14 protein-coding genes and 2 pseudogenes are annotated in these 17,467 nt (G+C 37.0%); 12 read left to right on the forward strand and 4 right to left on the reverse strand.

The window, feature by feature from the left end:
• Positions 1-10 precede the first annotated feature (10 nt).
• The 8 genes from IEV50_RS08295 (at position 11) to IEV50_RS08330 (ending at position 11,333) form a co-directional block, all read left to right on the forward strand.
• Positions 11-616: a phosphoribosylanthranilate isomerase gene (locus IEV50_RS08295; RefSeq protein ID WP_229746674.1), complete on the forward strand. Its 606-nt coding sequence runs from the start codon at positions 11-13 to the stop codon at positions 614-616.
• 315 nt (positions 617-931) lie between these two features.
• Positions 932-2,113 (forward strand): tryptophan synthase subunit beta, encoded by a 1,182-nt coding sequence (trpB, locus tag IEV50_RS08300; protein ID WP_188412973.1) that lies wholly within the window; start codon positions 932-934, stop codon positions 2,111-2,113.
• A gap of 75 nt (positions 2,114-2,188) precedes the next feature.
• Positions 2,189-2,956, forward strand: coding sequence for a tryptophan synthase subunit alpha (trpA, locus tag IEV50_RS08305; RefSeq protein ID WP_188412975.1), 768 nt, complete (start codon positions 2,189-2,191; stop codon positions 2,954-2,956).
• Positions 2,957-3,549: 593 nt separating this feature from the next.
• Positions 3,550-4,155 carry a TetR/AcrR family transcriptional regulator gene (locus IEV50_RS08310; RefSeq protein WP_188412977.1) on the forward strand — a complete coding sequence of 202 codons (606 nt, stop codon included), beginning with the start codon at positions 3,550-3,552 and terminating at the stop codon, positions 4,153-4,155.
• Between the two features lie 72 nt (positions 4,156-4,227).
• Positions 4,228-5,427 (forward strand): efflux RND transporter periplasmic adaptor subunit, encoded by a 1,200-nt coding sequence (locus tag IEV50_RS08315; RefSeq protein ID WP_188412979.1) that lies wholly within the window; start codon positions 4,228-4,230, stop codon positions 5,425-5,427.
• Positions 5,428-5,668: 241 nt separating this feature from the next.
• Positions 5,669-8,860, forward strand: coding sequence for an efflux RND transporter permease subunit (locus IEV50_RS08320; RefSeq protein WP_188412982.1), 3,192 nt, complete (start codon positions 5,669-5,671; stop codon positions 8,858-8,860).
• Positions 8,847-10,256: a TolC family protein gene (locus IEV50_RS08325; RefSeq protein ID WP_188412983.1), complete on the forward strand. Its 1,410-nt coding sequence runs from the start codon at positions 8,847-8,849 to the stop codon at positions 10,254-10,256. The genes IEV50_RS08320 and IEV50_RS08325 overlap by 14 nt, the downstream gene beginning before the upstream one ends.
• A gap of 336 nt (positions 10,257-10,592) precedes the next feature.
• A complete protein-coding gene (locus IEV50_RS08330; RefSeq protein WP_188412985.1) occupies positions 10,593-11,333 on the forward strand; it encodes a dienelactone hydrolase family protein in 741 nt (246 codons plus the stop codon).
• Positions 11,334-11,515: 182 nt separating this feature from the next.
• Here IEV50_RS08330 and nhaA read toward each other — a convergent pair whose 3' ends face one another.
• Positions 11,516-12,670 (reverse strand): Na+/H+ antiporter NhaA, encoded by a 1,155-nt coding sequence (gene nhaA / locus IEV50_RS08335; protein ID WP_188412987.1) that lies wholly within the window; start codon positions 12,668-12,670, stop codon positions 11,516-11,518.
• Positions 12,671-12,922: 252 nt separating this feature from the next.
• Between nhaA and IEV50_RS08340 the strand changes: the two are divergent.
• The 4 genes and pseudogenes from IEV50_RS08340 to IEV50_RS08350 form a co-directional block, all read left to right on the forward strand.
• A pseudogene (locus IEV50_RS08340) lies at positions 12,923-13,300 on the forward strand (transposase); the annotation flags it as partial.
• On the forward strand, positions 13,297-13,437 hold the full coding sequence (locus tag IEV50_RS19905) for a hypothetical protein (protein ID WP_371870268.1): 141 nt from the start codon (positions 13,297-13,299) through the stop codon (positions 13,435-13,437). The pseudogene IEV50_RS08340 and the gene IEV50_RS19905, both read left to right, overlap by 4 nt.
• Entirely contained in the window at positions 13,438-14,244 is an 807-nt protein-coding gene (locus tag IEV50_RS08345) for a KilA-N domain-containing protein (protein WP_371870270.1), read from the forward strand. It begins immediately after the preceding gene.
• A 24-nt stretch (positions 14,245-14,268) separates the two neighbouring features.
• The gene (locus IEV50_RS08350) at positions 14,269-14,631 is read left to right on the forward strand and encodes a hypothetical protein (RefSeq protein WP_188412991.1); all 363 of its coding nucleotides are present in this window, start codon (positions 14,269-14,271) and stop codon (positions 14,629-14,631) included.
• Positions 14,632-14,720: 89 nt separating this feature from the next.
• Here the strand turns inward: IEV50_RS08350 and IEV50_RS19910 are convergent.
• From IEV50_RS19910 to IEV50_RS08365, 3 genes and pseudogenes are all read right to left on the reverse strand, one after another.
• Positions 14,721-15,058, reverse strand: a pseudogene (locus tag IEV50_RS19910) (transposase); the annotation flags it as partial.
• A gap of 670 nt (positions 15,059-15,728) precedes the next feature.
• A complete protein-coding gene (gene porV / locus IEV50_RS08360) occupies positions 15,729-16,901 on the reverse strand; it encodes a type IX secretion system outer membrane channel protein PorV (protein WP_229746675.1) in 1,173 nt (390 codons plus the stop codon).
• Between the two features lie 64 nt (positions 16,902-16,965).
• Positions 16,966-17,466, reverse strand: coding sequence for a hypothetical protein (locus tag IEV50_RS08365; RefSeq protein ID WP_188412993.1), 501 nt, complete (start codon positions 17,464-17,466; stop codon positions 16,966-16,968).
• Position 17,467 lies beyond the last annotated feature (1 nt).

The raw sequence follows: 17,467 nt of genomic DNA on the forward strand, positions 1-17,467 counted from the left end.
AGTTTGTGGAATGAAGTTCGCAGCAAATATTGCAGCGATTGCCGGTTTGGCACCTGATTATTTGGGTTTCATTTTTTACGAGAAATCGCCAAGGTTTATCAGCGATGTCTCTGCCGAATTAATTAAATACATTCCATCAGAAATTAAAACAGTAGGCGTTTTTGTTGATGAAGATTTAGATATTGTTAAAAAAAAAGTAAATCTATATCAACTAAAAGCTGTTCAATTACATGGTAATGAATCACCAGAATATTGTAATGATTTGAAATCAGCATTTGTTGGTTTAGAAGTAATTAAAGCTTTTGGTATAGATGAAGATTTTGATTTCACAGCATTGAATTCTTACATTAATGTAGTTGATTACTTTTTGTTTGATACTAAAACAAAAGCACATGGCGGTTCAGGGAAAATTTTCGATTGGAAGATTTTAATTAATTATAAACTTGATAAGCCTTACTTTTTGAGCGGCGGAATTGATTTAAAACATGCAACTTTGATATCAAATATTGAAGACTCAAGGTTGTATGCGTTAGATGTTAACAGCCGTTTTGAAGTTGAGCCTGGAGTTAAGGATGTGGAGAAGATTAAGGAATTTGTAGCTAAGCTAGGTGGGTAGTTGTGGGATTACGCTCCTTTCCTTTCGATTGAACAACGGAAATTTTTGTCCTGGCCGGACGGGCTTTTTTCTTTTTAACAACAAAAAGAAATAAAAATTGCCGGCTGAAAATTTTTCTATTGAAGTTAGTGGTTTGGCTTGGACAAGCTATCCCGAAAAATTTGTTAGGCCGGATTGAACTACAACGGAGATGAAGTGGTAAGGCTTAATTGGATTGAAAAGCACAATATAAAAAATAGCCCATGATTTTAATCATGGGTAATATAATAAAATTCATTACCGTCGGTTTCAACCGACGAATTGATAAAAAATATTATGAAATACAAAGTAAACGAAAAAGGATATTACGGAGATTTTGGAGGTGCATACATCCCGGAGATGCTTTACCCAAACGTAGAGGAATTGCGTCAAAACTATTTGAAAATTATTGATGATGCCGATTTTCAGAAAGAATTTCATCAATTAATGAAAGATTATGTTGGTCGCCCGTCGCCGTTGTATTTGGCAAAAAGATTGTCAGAAAGGTATGGTGCAAACATTTTCCTGAAAAGAGAAGATTTAAACCATACCGGGGCGCATAAAATTAACAACACCATCGGACAAATTCTCCTTGCCGAAAAGCTTGGTAAAAAAAGAATTATCGCTGAGACAGGTGCTGGTCAGCATGGTGTTGCAACCGCTACCGTTTGTGCTTTGCGTAATCTTGAATGCGTAATTTACATGGGAGAGGTTGATATCGAGCGCCAGGCACCAAACGTTGCCCGTATGAAAATGTTAGGTGCAAAGGTGGTTCCCGCAAGCTCAGGAAGTAAAACTTTAAAAGATGCAACGAACGAGGCCATGCGTGACTGGATTAATAATCCTGTTGATACGCACTACATTATCGGTTCGGTGGTAGGTCCACATCCTTATCCCGATATGGTGGCAATTTTTCAATCCATAATTTCAGATGAAACCAAGAAGCAACTTTTAGAACAAACAGGAAGCGACCAACCCGATTATGTTTTAGCTTGTGTAGGTGGTGGAAGTAATGCAATGGGGATGTTTTATCATTTCATGGATGATGAAAACGTTAAACTGATTGCCGTTGAAGCGGCTGGGAAAGGTGTATCGAGTGGGTTTTCTGCCGCAACCACGTTTCTTGGTAAAGAGGGTGTGCTGCATGGCAGCAGAAGTATTTTAATGCAAACACCAGATGGGCAAGTTGTAGAACCACATTCAGTTTCTGCTGGATTGGATTACCCAGGTATTGGTCCGCAACACGCACATTTGTTTAAAACTGGCCGTGGACAATACGTTTCCATTACCGATGAAGAAAGTTTAGATGCAGGATTATTACTCACCCAGTTGGAGGGAATTATTCCCGCAATTGAAACAGCACATGCTATAGCTTACTTAGAAAAAATGGAATTTAAAGGTGGAGAAAATGTGGTAATTTGCTTATCAGGGCGAGGGGATAAGGATTTAGATACATACATTAAACATTTTAATTTATAACCCCTAAATCCCTTAATGGGGACTTTTGCGGTAATTTTTTTACACTTAATAAAGCCCCTTTAGGGGTTAGGGTATATGAACAGAATCAAACAACTCTTCCTGGAGAAGAAAAATATATTATCGATTTACTATACGGCTGGTTACCCAAATACCGACGATACCATTAAAATTGCTGAAGCACTGGAAAAATCAGGAGCAGATATGCTGGAAATTGGTTTCCCGTATTCAGACCCTGTGGCCGATGGTCCGGTTATTCAGGCCAGCAGCAAACAATCTTTAGATCAGGGCATGACATTAAACCTGCTTTTTGAGCAGCTAAAAGAACTACGCAAAAACATTAGGATTCCTGTTTTATTGATGGGCTATGTGAATCCTGTTTTGCAGTTTGGTGTAGAGAATTTCTGTAAAGCCTGTGCTGAAGTAGGCGTTGATGGTTGTATCGTTCCCGATTTACCAATGGTTGAATATGAAGAATTTTATAAAGGTTACTTCGAGGAACACAATTTAAGCAACGTATTTTTGATTACACCTCAAACAGCCGATGAACGCATTCATAAGATTGATGGATTGACCAATGGATTTATTTATCTACTTTCTTCTTCTGCAACAACAGGCAAAAGCCTTGAGGTTGGCAATACCACAGAAACTTACTTCGGCAGAATCAAGAATATGAACCTGAAAAACCCAACCATGATTGGTTTCGGGATTAGTGATAAACAAACTTTTGATAAGGCTTGTGTTTATGCGAATGGAGCAATTATTGGAACTGCCTTTGTTAAAGCAATTGAGAATGGAAATATTGAAGAAAGTGTAAGTGATTTTATGAAGAAGTTCAAATCTTAGGCATCCAACCGCTAAGCGAGCAAAGTTTTTCATAAAACACACCAAGTTTAAAATAGCAGAATTACTTTGTATAACATATTGGTCGTAGCATCTCGCTACGACTTTTTGCTTTAGGATTATTTAGGTTAAAAGTCCTCCCGCGGATTGTGCTAATTTCGCAGATTTAATCTGTTTTATCTGCGTAATTTGTGAGAGACGTTTATTATTAATTTTCACCAGAAGAAGGGTTTCACCAGAAGACGGGGCTGGTTTATTTGTACCTTGTAATTACCCAAGTTCTCTAAACCCGACCGAAATGGAAAACACGCATCCCAATTTTCTCGGGAGCGGATTTGTATTAAAGGGCGGGGCAGGTGTATCAGAAAAGCTACTACCACTGCTTTCAAAAAAAATAAAATTTCGGAATGGCATTAATTTTTTAAAAAAGATAAAATCAATAAAAATAATTCACTAAAGTAAAATAACTTTAAACAGCTTTAAACAAGCTTTTACGGCCTCCAAATTTCATTTGACAATTCAATGATTGTCAATTTCTGAAATGGTTCTACATTTGCTTAACGGTGTTAGATTATTTACACTTAATAATTCCGGTTATGGGAAGCAAAGAAAGAATTCTACGTTTAAAAGATGAAACCAGAACAAACATTCTGGATGCTGCCTTGAACATTGTTCAAACTGAGGGTTGGCAGGCATTAAGCATGCGTAAAATTGCAGACCAGATTGAATACACCGCACCAATTATTTACGAATACTTTTCTAATAAAGAGGGGATTTTACTCGAATTAACAAGAAGAGGTTACCTTATTTTAGCAAAGGATATTTGTGAAGCCAGAGATAAACATGAATCGGCTGAAGATAAAATGGAGGCCATGTGGGTTGCTTATTGGAATTTCGCTTTTGCCAACAAAGAATTTTATCAGCTGATGTATGGTGTAGACATGGTTTGTTGCAATGTTAAAAGTGCAATGCCCGAAGCTGAAAATGTTGGTTCGATGTTAGGTGATGTAATCGAATCTTTATTCAAGAAAAAACCAGTTTCTGAAGATGATATTTGCATGAAATATTATACTTATTGGTCTATAATACATGGTTTAATTTCAATCAATTTGGTTCGCCCGAATGGAAGAACAACTGACGAATTGAATCAACAAATTTTAAAAGATGCCATTAAAGGCATCACACTATCAATAAACAATTAACTTTTTTTTGTCCGACAGCTTAACGCTGTTAGATTATTTATTCACTATAAATCCATTATAATTATTAATCATATGAATGCTATCCATCGTTTGTTTATTTTACTTAACAGTGTTAAACAGTTTAACCAAGTTAAGTCACTGTTAATTATTGCTACATTATCTATTATTTTGGTTAGCTGCAAATCATCTCCAGATCAAAGTGCTGCCGCTCCACCACCGCCAGTTTTACCTGTAAGTTTAGTTAACGAAAGCAGTGAAACTACATTTATCGAATATCCTGCATCAATTCAAGGTGCGGTTGATATTGATGTTCGTCCGCAGGTTAGCGGTTATTTGCAAAGTGTTTTGGTTGATGAGGGAGCTTATGTATCAGCGGGGCAAACGCTTTTCAAAATTAATGAAAACCCTTACCGTGAGGCTTTGAACAATGCAAAAGCGAGCTTGCATGCTAGTGAAGCTGCAATTTCAAATGCACAATTAGAGGTTGATAAGTTAACACCACTGGTTCAAAACAAGGTTGTTTCTGAGTTTCAATTAAAGACTGCTAAAACAGCTTACAAAATTGCACAAGCCAATTCGGAGCAGGCAAAAGCAAGTGTGGCATCAGCTCAGATTAACTTGGGTTATACTAGTGTTAAGGCAACCGTAAGTGGCTATATCGGCCGTATTCCGAAGAAACAAGGAAGTTTAGTTTCACCGACTGACCAAATTCCTTTAACCCAACTATCAGATATCCACGAGGTGCATGTTTACTTCGCTTTGGCTGAAAATGATTTTAATAGTTTTAATGCAAATTATCCAGGTAAAACACCTGCCGATAGAATTAAACATCTTCCTGCGGTTGAATTGGTTTTGGCTGATAATTCCATCTATCCGATTAAAGGAAAAATAGATATGATTGATGGTCAGTTTGATAAAAATACAGGTGCAATTACACTCAGGGCAAGTTTTCCTAATACCAGCGGAACACTACGTTCAGGCAATACAGGCAAACTTCGTTTAGGCTTAAAGCATGATGATGCGATTTTAATTCCGCAGTCCGCTACGGTTGAGATGCAGGATAAAGTGTTCGTTTTTGCACTAAATAAAGGCAATAAGGTTACTAAAATGCCTATCACAATTATTGGCAAAAGTGGTAATAATTATCTGGTTAAAGATGGTGTAAAATCAGGTGACCAAATTGTGTTAAGTGGCTTAGACCGTTTACAGGAGGGGCAGGTAATTACGCCTGAAAAATCGACAGATAAAGCAGCGAGTTTGAAGTTGAAATAGTTGGGAGTTGGGAGTTTTCAGTTGGTAGTCCGGGGTCCGAAGTCTGGGTAGAGACTAAAGCTTAAAGACTAAAGCTGAAAGGTCAAAGTGTAAAGCTGAAAGACTAAAGCTTGAAGTATAAAGACTAGTGAGTTGAAAGCTTGAAGTTAAAAGAAAAATAAAATTAAGTAATAGGTTATGCGTTCTGCGCTCCCTCTCATATGGTGAGGGTTGGGGTAGGGCTAAAATAAAAAGATAAAAAATGTTCAAGATATTTATACAAAGGCCTGTACTGGCAACTGTTATCTCCATTTTATTGGTGATATTGGGTGTACTCGGTCTGACGAAATTGCCTTTACAACAGTTCCCCGATATTGCACCGCCATCAGTTTTGGTTACAGCAGTTTACCCTGGAGCGAATGCCGAAACGGTTTTACGTTCGGTGGCACCATCCCTTGAAGAATCGATAAATGGTGTGGAAAACATGACTTACATGAGTTCTACGGCTAGCAACGATGGCTCATTAGCGATAACAGTGTTCTTTAAATTAGGCACAAATGCCGACCAGGCTGCGGTTAACGTTCAAAATCGCGTGGCACAAGCAACAAGTCAATTACCTGCAGAAGTTGTTCAGCAAGGGGTAACCACTGCGAAACAACAGAACAGTTTCATTATGGCGATTGGTTTATACACGGAAGATGAGGCCAAATACGACCAGACTTTTGTGGCCAACTATGCGCAAATCAACATTATTCCCGAAATCAAACGTATTCCAGGAGTAGGTTCTGCAGCTATATTTGGTGGGGTAAAAGATTATTCGATGCGTGTGTGGTTAAATCCAACACAAATGGCCACTTATCAGGTTACGCCGAATGAAATCATGAAAGCCATTCAGGATAAAAGTTTAGAGGCTGCTCCCGGTAAATTTGGTGAGAAAAGTAAAGAAGTTTTCGAATACGTAATTAAATACAAAGGTAAATTAACAAAACCCGAGGAGTATGAAAATATTGCTATACGTGCCAATGCCGATGGTTCAATTTTGCACCTAAAAGATGTTGCAAGAATTGAATTGGGTGCTTATTCTTACAACAGTATTACCCGTTTAAACGGTAAAAAAGGAATTGTTATTGGCATTATTCAATTGGCCGGCTCCAATTCTAACGATATTCAGGTGGCGATTAATAAGCTGATGGAAAAATCGGAAAAGAGTTTTCCGGCGGGCATTAAAAAGAATATTTTCTATAGTACAAAAGTTTCTTTAGACCAATCTATTGAACAAGTTGAGCATACTTTGGTAGAGGCCTTTATCCTGGTTTTCATCGTAGTATTTTTATTCTTGCAAGATTTCAGGTCGACATTAATTCCGGCAATCGCAGTGCCTGTAGCGATATTGGGGACGTTCTTTTTTATGCAATTGTTCGGATTCTCTATTAATTTATTAACCTTATTCGCTTTAATTCTGGCGATAGGTATTGTGGTGGATGATGCGATTGTGGTCGTCGAGGCGGTGCATGCAAAGATGGAGCACAAGCACTTAGCTCCAAAAGCCGCAACGCATGAGGCCATGCACGAAATTACCGGAGCAATTATTTCCATCACTTTGGTTATGGCTGCGGTTTTTCTACCAGTTGGTTTTATGGAGGGTTCAACAGGGGTTTTCTACCGCCAGTTTGCTTTTACTATGGCCATTGCGATTGTTATTTCAGCAGTTAATGCCTTGACTTTAAGTCCGGCTTTAGCCGCTTTATTTTTAAAAGACAATCATTTAGTTCATGGTGAAAAACCTGAGGAGAAACCAAACTTTAAGCAAAGGTTTTTCAATGGATTTAACCACAGTTTCAGCGCTTTAACCAATCGTTATGTTGGTGGCTTGAAGTTCTTGGTACGCCATAAATGGTTGAGTATGGGTGGTCTGGTATTAATCACCTTGGTTACAGTATTGATGGTTAAAACTACTCCAGCGGGATTTATCCCAACGGAAGACCAAGGCTTTATCGCAATTGCAGTGAATACGCCATCGGGAACATCATTGGATGGAACGCAGAAAGTAATGACTCAAGCGGAAGACGTTTTGAGTAAGCTTGATGCTTCACGAGATGTAACCGCGGTTTCGGGTTTCAACCTTTTAACCAACTCTACCAGTCCATCATCGGCAGTAGTTTTCGTATTGCTTAAGCCAAATGAAGATCGTGGAAAAGTAAAGAATATCGAGGAAATTATGAATCAGGTTCGTGGCAAATTGGGTGCAATTTCTGGCGGTAGTTTCTTTGTATTTAGTTTCCCAACGGTACCAGGTTTCAGTAATGTAGAAGCTTTGGATATGGTGTTGCAGGATAAAACAGGTGGTAAGCTGGATAAGTTTAGTGGCATTTCTCAGCAATTTATTGGCGAGCTGATGAAACGCCCGGAAATTGCAGTAGCTTTTACCAGTTTCAAGGCTGATTATCCACAATTGCAATTGGATATCAACGATGAAAAAGCCGACCAATTGGGTGTGAACGTGAAAGACATTTTGCAAACGATGCAGACTTATTTTGGTTCTGCACAGGCATCAGATTTCAATCGCTTTGGTAAATATTACCGTGTGGTTGTTCAGGCTGATGTTCAGGATAGGGCAGACCCCTCTTCAATCGACCGGGTGTTTGTTAAAAGCAATAGAGGAGAAATGGTTCCGCTGAATACCTTGGTAAAACTGACCCGTATTTATGGTTCGGAAACGGCTTCCAGGTATAACCTATTCAATTCAATTTCCATTAATGCGATTCCAAAACCAGGATTTAGTTCGGGTGATGCGATTAAAGCGATAGAAGAAGTTGCTGAAAAACAGTTGCCAGCAGGTTATAGCTATGAATTTTCAGGACAAACACGCGAAGAGATTTCTTCAGGAGGACAATCGACTGTGATATTTTTACTGTGTTTAGTATTTATCTACTTCTTACTATCTGCTCAATACGAAAGTTATATTTTACCATTAGCGGTAATTTTATCCATCCCAGCCGGAATATTTGGTGTATTTGTAGCTATTGGTTTAACGGGAATTGAGAATAATATTTATGTACAAGTTGCGCTAATTATGCTTATCGGTTTACTCGCTAAAAACGCGATTCTAATTGTAGAGTTCGCGGTGCAGCGGAGAAGAGCCGGGCAACCATTGGTTTCATCTGCTTTGGAGGCTGCAAAATCGAGGTTACGTCCAATTATCATGACTTCATTAGCATTTATTGTTGGTTTAATTCCGATGATGGGGGCAACAGGTCCATCGGCTCAAGGTAATCACTCGATTAGTATCGGTGCTGCCGGAGGTATGGTTTCAGGCGTAATTTTAGGTTTGTTCATCATTCCGATACTCTTTATCATCTTTCAATCTATACAAGAAAAAATATCAAAAAAATCACAAGAGGTTGTTCATTATCATGAAGAGCCTGTAAATCATGTAGTTTATGAAACGGTTTAATATTTTTACCATCCTACTCGTAGCTTTAATCTGGAGCGGATGTTCAGTTTCTAAAGATTTGGGCTTACCTCAAAGTTTGGCGCCTAAAATGTTCAGAAATACAATTCCTAAAGATTCTTCAAGCGTTGGCGATTTGCCATTGAAAAACTTTATTAACGACCTTACGGTTCAGAATTTAATTGATACCGCGTTGCTGAAAAATTACGATATGCAAATTGCATTGAAAAATATCGACGCGGCAGAAGTGTTATTTAAACAATCTAAATTGGGTTATTTACCTGAATTAAAGTTGCAAGTTGCGGCAAGTTCAAGTCGCCCATCTGATAACAGTTTAAATGGATTGAGCTTGAATTCATTTACAGGTTCTACTCATATTGAGGATTACACTGCCAATCTTGGTGTATTTTGGGAGGCCGATATTTGGGGTAAAATCCGCAGTCAAAAAGCTGGCGCTTTAGCCAGTTTTTTGCAAACCGAAGAGGCTCGAAAAGCGGTTCAAACCCGTTTGGTATCTAATGTTGCTCAAGGTTATTATAATTTGTTGATGCTTGATGCACAATTGGAAATTGCTAAGAAAAACTTAAAACTGAACGATAGTACACTTAGGATTATTAATTTGCAGTTTGATGCTGGTCAGGTTACTTCACTGGCGATTCAGCAGGCGGAAGCACAGCAATTAAATGCGGCGCAATTGATTCCTCGTTTGGAGCAGAATGTAACCTTGCAAGAAAATGCTTTGAGTGTTTTAATAGGTACTTTACCTCAATCGATTAATCGCAATAGCCGATTAGATAAAATGGTTATCCCACAGGATTTGAATGCTGGTTTTCCATCCGCATTGTTAAGTCGCAGACCGGATATTAAATCTGCCGAATTGGCGCTTAATGTAGCAAATGCAAAAGTCGGCGTAGCGAAAGCAAGTTTATACCCATCGCTAATTATTACCGCAAGTGGGGGTGTAAATTCGTTTAAAGCCAGCAATTGGTTTAGCATGCCGGCATCTTTATTTGGTTTGGTTTCAGGAGGAATTACCCAGCCTATTTTTCAAAGAGGTCAGCTAAAATCTAATTTGGCGTTGGCTACAATCGACCGAGAGAAAACGGTTATACAGTTTCGTCAATCTGTAATTAATGCAGTAGGCGAGGTTTCTGATGAGTTAACAAAAGTAGAAAAATTAAAAACTCAATATAGCATTGCTGAAAAGAGAGCAAATACTTTACAGCAAGCCTCTAAAAATGCGAGCTTATTATTCAAAAGCGGCATGGCAAACTATTTAGAAGTAATTACAGCTCAAGGTAATTTATTGCAGAGTGAATTGGAGTTAACCACAATTAAAACCGAACAATTGAATGCGGTTGTTGGTTTGTACAGGTCGTTGGGGGGTGGTTGGAATTAATGGTTTTAAGTACTAAGCCATTAGCAATATAAAGTTTAGGTTAACCATTTAAAAAATAGAATAACATTTAAGTTATTGAGGATATAGGTGTTGCAAGGTTGGTTTTTGGATGGTAATTCCTGCAAAGCTGAGCATAATTGTTCGGGTATGTTTATACCTCCAAATTTAAGCACCAGAGAACATTTATGCTTTATTTATAACTTATGAATAATTATAACTGCAAGTTCAAAAAAAAGTATTGTTTGTTGCAAACCTATTCTGTAAATTTCATGTTTGGTACATGAATACAAGCTTTTGAATAGTTAAATTAGCAAAAGTTAATAAACCAAAATAAACATGAAGAAATTATTTTTAATGGCGAGCTTTTTTATTGCAAGTTTCGCTCAGGCACAACAACTAAAAACAGTTAGTTATGCTGACGGAAGTCAGAAATTGAACGGATTGGTTACATCAAATGCAGGTAAAAAACTGCCAGGCGTATTAGTGTTACCTGCGTGGAAAGGTATAGATGAGGAAGCTAAAACTGCTGCTTTGGAATTACAAAAGCAAGGTTACATTGCTTTTGTAGCTGATATTTATGGTGAGGGAAATGTGCCTGCAGATAATACAGCCGCTGCAAAAATATCAGGGAAATTCAAACAGGATTATGAGCTTTATCAGCAAAGAATTACATTAGCTTTGGCTGAATTAAAAAAGGCAGGTGCTATGCCTGATAAAATTGCAGTAATTGGTTATTGCTTTGGTGGAGCAGGTGCTTTGGAAACAGCAAGAGCAGGATTACCTGTTTTAGGTGTAATTTCGATTCACGGAAGTTTAGGGAAGGCAGCAGACAGACCTAATGGTGCTTTGAAAACTAAAATGTTAATTGAAAATCCTGCAGACGATGCTAGCGTTACACCAGAAACAATGACGAAATTAGTTGCTGAAATGAATGATGGAAATGCCGATTGGCAAATTATTACCTATGCACACAGTAAGCATACATTTACCGATCCTAAATCAGCAGATTACAATGAACTAATGGCAAAACGTGCATGGAAGCATACGAGTATGTTTTTGTCGGAACTTTTAAAATAAAATAATTGATTTTTATGAAATGGCTGAATGATAAGATTGTTCGGCCATTTTTGTTTTGAGCCTTTAATATTAGGTTTTTCTCGAAACCTGTATCTGCCAAAAGGCACGTTTCTGCTTAAATAGATAGGCCTTCAGGGTGAGGATTTGATTAACGATGGTAATTTAGTAAAGGAAATTTGCAATTAAACCTTCTTAACTGATTTCAAAAATAAAAAACCAACTACACCAGATAATACCGATGCTGTTAATATCGCAAACTTTGCCTCTGAAACATGAAGCACATCATTAAATGATAAAAGCGCAATAAATATCGACATCGTAAAACCAATACCGGCTAACATACCCAAACCCAGAATATGTTTCCAGCTAGCGCCAGTTGGTAAATGTGCCCATTTTAATTTTACTGCAAGCCAGCTAAAAAAAGTAACACCAATTGTTTTACCTACAAATAAACCCATAATAACTCCTAATCCTAAAGGCGAAATTAAACCAGAAATCATCTCCTTTTGAAAAGTAATATTTGTATTTGCCAAAGCAAAAATCGGCATAATAACATAATTTACCGGAACCGTTAAACCATGTTCTAATTTTTCGAGGGGAGATAAAACATTGGTTTCATTTGTAGGAATAGTAAAGGCTAAAATTACCCCTGCAACTGTAGCATGAATGCCTGAATGGTGAATGAAATACCACAGGAATATACCTGGAATTAAATAAAAAAGTAGATTTTTTACACCGAAATGATTTAGACAGCTCAACAGTAGTGCAATACCAGCAGCCATTGCTAAATATTCAAAATGAATTTGATTGGTATAAAAAATAGCAATAACCAAAATTGCACCTAAATCATCAACAATAGCCAAAGCAGCCAGAAATATTTTTAAACTCGTTGGCACACTTTTGCCAAGCATCGCAATAATGGCCAAGGCAAAAGCAATGTCTGTAGCCATAGGAATTCCCCAACCACCAGCAGTTTCTGCATTATTATTAAAGCATGTGTAAATCAAAGCTGGAACTAACATTCCGCCCAAGGCAGCAATTACGGGCAAAGCAGCACTTTTAATGGAAGATAATTCACCCTCAACTAATTCACGCTTTATTTCTAAACCAACAAGTAAGAAGAATATTGCCATTAAGGCATCATTAATCCAGCTCAATATGGTATAATTTATAGAGGCAAAGCCTAGTTTGGTTTGTAAGAATGCTTCAAAACTTTCTTTTGATGCTGTATTCGCAATGAGTAATGATATCGTGACAAAAATTAATAATAAAAAACCACCAACTTGTCCTGAACGGAAGAAACGCTGAAATAACTCTAAATTAATAAGCTTGGCCATGGGTGTAAAAATACCAAAAATAAAGGATAGCTGAAGATTTGCAGATCGATTATAGATTAAATTATAAACATGAAAGGCATACACCTGCTGTCACCTTCCTGCTTTAAGAGTAAGGGTTCAAGAGTGGAAATATGCTAAAGGACTACTCGAATCGTCCTTTCTTGCGCAGGTGGGAAACTTAATGCTTTGGCTAGTTAGCCAGGTTGCAAAACCATTCTTTTTGTGTAGGGACGTAATGGCAAGGTAAAGTGCTGTGTGTTAGAGAAAGCAAACGTTTTAACCGTAAAACCCATAAGTTATAAGGCATTAAAACATGGCACAAAACTAATGACTGATGGTTTTGATGCTTACTATGGTTTAAATAAAAACTATGAGCATAATGTGATTAATCATGCAAGAGGCGAATATGTTAGATACCATGTCCATACAAATACTATTGAGGGTTTTGGGAGCCGTTTAAAACGTGGGACTAAAGTAATCAATCATTGGGTTAGCAAAGGTCACCTACAGTCTTACGTAGACGAATATGCATTGAGATACAATACAAGAAAAGTTTCAACTAATCATAGATTTAACTTAATTTTATCAAATGTTGCAGGCAGATTAACATATAAATATTTAATAGCATGAGTAAAATGAGTAAAATGAATGTTCAGGGAACGGATATTTCAATAACAAATATTAATGAAAATGACTATATCTGCCTGACCGATATGGTTAAAGCGAAAGAGGGTGACAGCCGAGCAGCGGACGTTATTAAAAATTAGATTAGAACAAGGACAACTATAGAATTCTTAGGGGTTTGGGAAAGCATTTACAACCCAAGTTTTAAAGTGGTCGAATTTGACCACTTTAGAAAAGAAGCAGGAATGCCAACATTTACCATGAGTGTTAGCAATTGGGTTGACAAGACTGGGGCTATCGGAATATTTTCAAAATCTGGTAAAAATGGTGGCACTTACGCCCACAAAGATATAGCCTTCGAGTTTGGAGGGGCAATAAGTCCAATTTTTAAGCTGTATGTCTTAAAAGAATATCAAAGATTAAAAGAGGTTGAAAACAATATATATGGCTTAGAGTGGAATGTAAAAAGAGTTTTAAGCAAGGCGAATTATCACATTCATACAGATGCCATTAAAAAATATATTATCCCAAAGTCTGGTTACACCCAGGCAAAAGAGTGGTTGCTATATGCGGATGAAGCAGATTTATTGAATTTAGTATTATTTAGATGTACAGCAAAACAATGGCGTGACGCAAACCCACAGAGAGTATTAAATGGCGAAAATATAAGAGATATGGCAAGTATTAACGAGCTAACAATAATGTCTAACTTAGAAAGCCTCAATTCTATTCTTATAAAAAATAGTCTTTCAAAAAAAGAGAGATTTAAAATACTAAACGAAACAGCAAAGGAGCAAAAACATACATTAAGTAAAATTGATTATATAAAAACACTTAAGAAGGATAAGGAAACCACCTTTATTGATGCACAAAAAGAAACATCCAATGTAGATTTTAATAAAAATCTTAAAGGATTATTGAATGTACCACCACCAAAAAAATACAAATAATATAAGAAAAAAACGCTCTGCTGGTTGATTATCATTGCAATTACGTTTAATTCTTGTGTAAAAAAGCCCATTAGTCTTTACACTTATAAAGTCCTAATTAATTTTACCAATTTAAGTTATGATGGTAGAAATTTAGTGCCAGAAACAAAGGAAGACACTGTTATGGCAGAAAATGACACAAGCGCTTACCACAAGGGTTTAAGGGTATATCTTGCTATCAAGCTAACAAAGGACAGGCTTGAAGGAAAAATGGGTAGAGTAAAAGGTTATAAAATAGTTGACTCAGTAGGTAATAGCTTAGATATTTCTTTAAGCAAGAAAGTTACAGATAGTTTAAAAAAGAATTACTATGATTTGAACAAGGATTATATTGGTGCTTTTAACTAATTCCATTTAGTGTAAATATGTATATCCCTCCAGAAGGGAATACAAAGCGCAAATAGTAAATTAATATTAATAACCGGAGTTCGATTATTAAAGGGCATGTAATTGGTCTTTTTAACGGTTTGATAATTGATTGAAAGTTTTTTTTGAAAAAGCTGTATGCAGCATGTCCAGCTAGAATATTTACAATAAAACTTGTAAACGAGCGGTGTCTGAAATGTTCGATTTGGCAAATGTTTTTGAGTTCATCATTTACTGTTTCTATCACTAATCTTTTCCTTAACATAATCTTTTCGTTAATCCTCATTAAGCTGTTTTTCATCTTGTTGTGTATGCCAGCTACCAGGTGGATTCCGTCTGTGAACAGAATCTCAAAAAGATTTTGAAAGATATATCCTTTATCGCCGAACAGTTTTTCGAATTTTTTTATAAAAAACCTATGCTTTTTAGCGGCTCATTTATTAATCGGGCTCAGGTTATTCGGATGTTAAAAGGAATAAAAAGTAATCAGGCTAATTAATTTTACAACCGGGTTGCTTGCGCTAGCTTAGAACCCGGATTTGGTGAAAACAGCCTCTATTGTGGTTTAAAAGTACCTCGGAGCTACCTTTTAGTACCTCCGGGGTACTAAAAGGTAGCCTGGAGGTAGAAAGAATATGCTCAGGGGTAGAAAGAATATGCTTAGAGGTACTAAATGGTAGCCTGGAGGTAGAAAGAATATGCTCAGAGGTACTAAAAGGTAGCCTGGAGGTAGAAAGAATGTGCTCAGGGCTAGAAAGAATACGCTCAGGGGTATTAAAAAGTAGCTTATAGTTGTAATGGAGGTGCCTGGAGGTAAAAGGCAGTATACCGCCAAAAGCTCCAATTGATAACATTTGGTTATCTTGAAATACACTTGTTCCCAATAACTAATGGAAAGGGATGTTTAGATTTTTCAAAAATAAGCTTGATTATATTGAATCAGTTGGTCTGCGGAATGCTCCAAATAATATTTATTTATTCCGATTTCTATAACCTCTCAAACTTAAGAACACCTCAATAATATAAATCATTTTTGTTATAGTTAAGTCTTCGAAAAAACAACAACATGGTTAGTCGTTCTAATTTTTGCTTTCTCCAAATGCATAACCCAAAGAAAATCTGAGTGTGTTGGCAAGCGGGCTTTGTTGCTGATTTGCCAATAGGTACGAAAAATCAATCATCATTTTATTGTACTTAAACCCTCCACCCAATGTGATGTATTTTCTATTGCCCTTATTCGGGTTTTCATAAAAATAGCCTGTTCTGAGCGCAAATTGGTTATTATACCAATATTCAATCCCTGTAGCAAAACTGATCTCCTGCATTTCTTCTTTAAACCCGTTAGGTGCATCATTGAAAGAGCCAAAAATTCCAGCTACAACTGAACGGTTATCATCTTTACCTTTAAGAATATTACCCTCACTATCCCTTACAGGAGCAGTGGGTACCAATAATTTATTTAAATCAAGGCTTAACCTAAGTAAACTGTATTGATCAAGATACCAGGTATTTGTAGCGCCGAACCGCAAATTGGTTGGCAGAAAGTATTTTTGTCCAGCATCGGAATAACTAATTTTTGTGCCAATATTCGAAATATTGAGTCCTAAGGCGAATATGGCATCTTTTCCAAATTGTTGGGTCGGCTTTTTGTAAAATAGTGAAACGTCCGTTGCAATACCAGTTCCAGGTTTATTTTGTTGGCCCTGAACCAATAAGCCAGAGGTTAGCGAAGAATAAACGTAACGCAATGACAAGGCAATCGAAAAATTATCGCCAAATTTTCTAGCGAGTGCAGCATCTAAAGATAACTCATAAGGCCGAAAGATACCTGTTGAATTTTGTTCATTGTCGAACAAATCAGCAGTGCCTAAATTAAAATATCTTAAAGATAAACCTAACGTGTTTCGTTCATCCAATTGCTGTGAGAAACTAAGATAGGCAAGATTAGCATTTGGAGTGACTCGCCTCAACCATGGACTATATGATAGAGAGAATTGTGTTGAAGGTTTTATAAAAGCCATTTTGGCAGGATTCCAATACGTTGCATTTGCATCCTGCTCCAATGCAACACCAGCGTCGCCAAGTGCTGAAGACCTCGCATCTGGAGCAATATTTAAAAAAGGAACAGCTGTGGAAATGGCATTTAAACTGCTGCCACTAGTATAGATTCCACTGGCTGTAGTTTGCCCTTTAAGTTTTAATGCACAAGAGAAGAGCAAGAGTGCAAACAGAGTTTTATTTATATATCTCAAAAGGTTTAATGTTAGGGCGTTTAACTAGTGTAAAATTGATGTGAATATTTTTAGTACATTCATGTTACTTGTTTACGGGATATTTCACATAACCTATGTGATCTATAACCTGCTCTCCGAAAAAGTCAGCAAGATCTTTGTTCCAAACCCCTTGATTTTTTCTAACAACCTGGGTAACTTCAAGGATTTTTACTGATTTGGTCCAGTAAATTACAAGAATTGCTGGCTCTTTTTTCAACTTAACTTTTCTTTCAATTTCAGCATTTTGGTAGGCTGTTATGGATACATGCGTAGTATACTCGTGATCATCAGTATCCGAGCCATAAACAAAGTCTTTTATCGGTACCTCCAGTCTGTTCAGCAACACATTCAATGGCTTCTGTTTGTAAAATGCCTGATTGGTGACGAAGTTTTCTATTATATATAATGAAGTATCACCGCTGTAACTAGAGAGAGGTTTGTATTTTTCATCTGGCTGTGGTTTGGTGCTTTGTGCATAAACAAGCTTTTGTGCAATCAAAACATATAAAATTGCAACCGAGATAAATACTTTAAATATCTTCATA

This window comes from Pedobacter mendelii (assembly GCF_014635725.1).
Classification (GTDB): Bacteria; Bacteroidota; Bacteroidia; order Sphingobacteriales; family Sphingobacteriaceae; genus Pedobacter; species Pedobacter mendelii.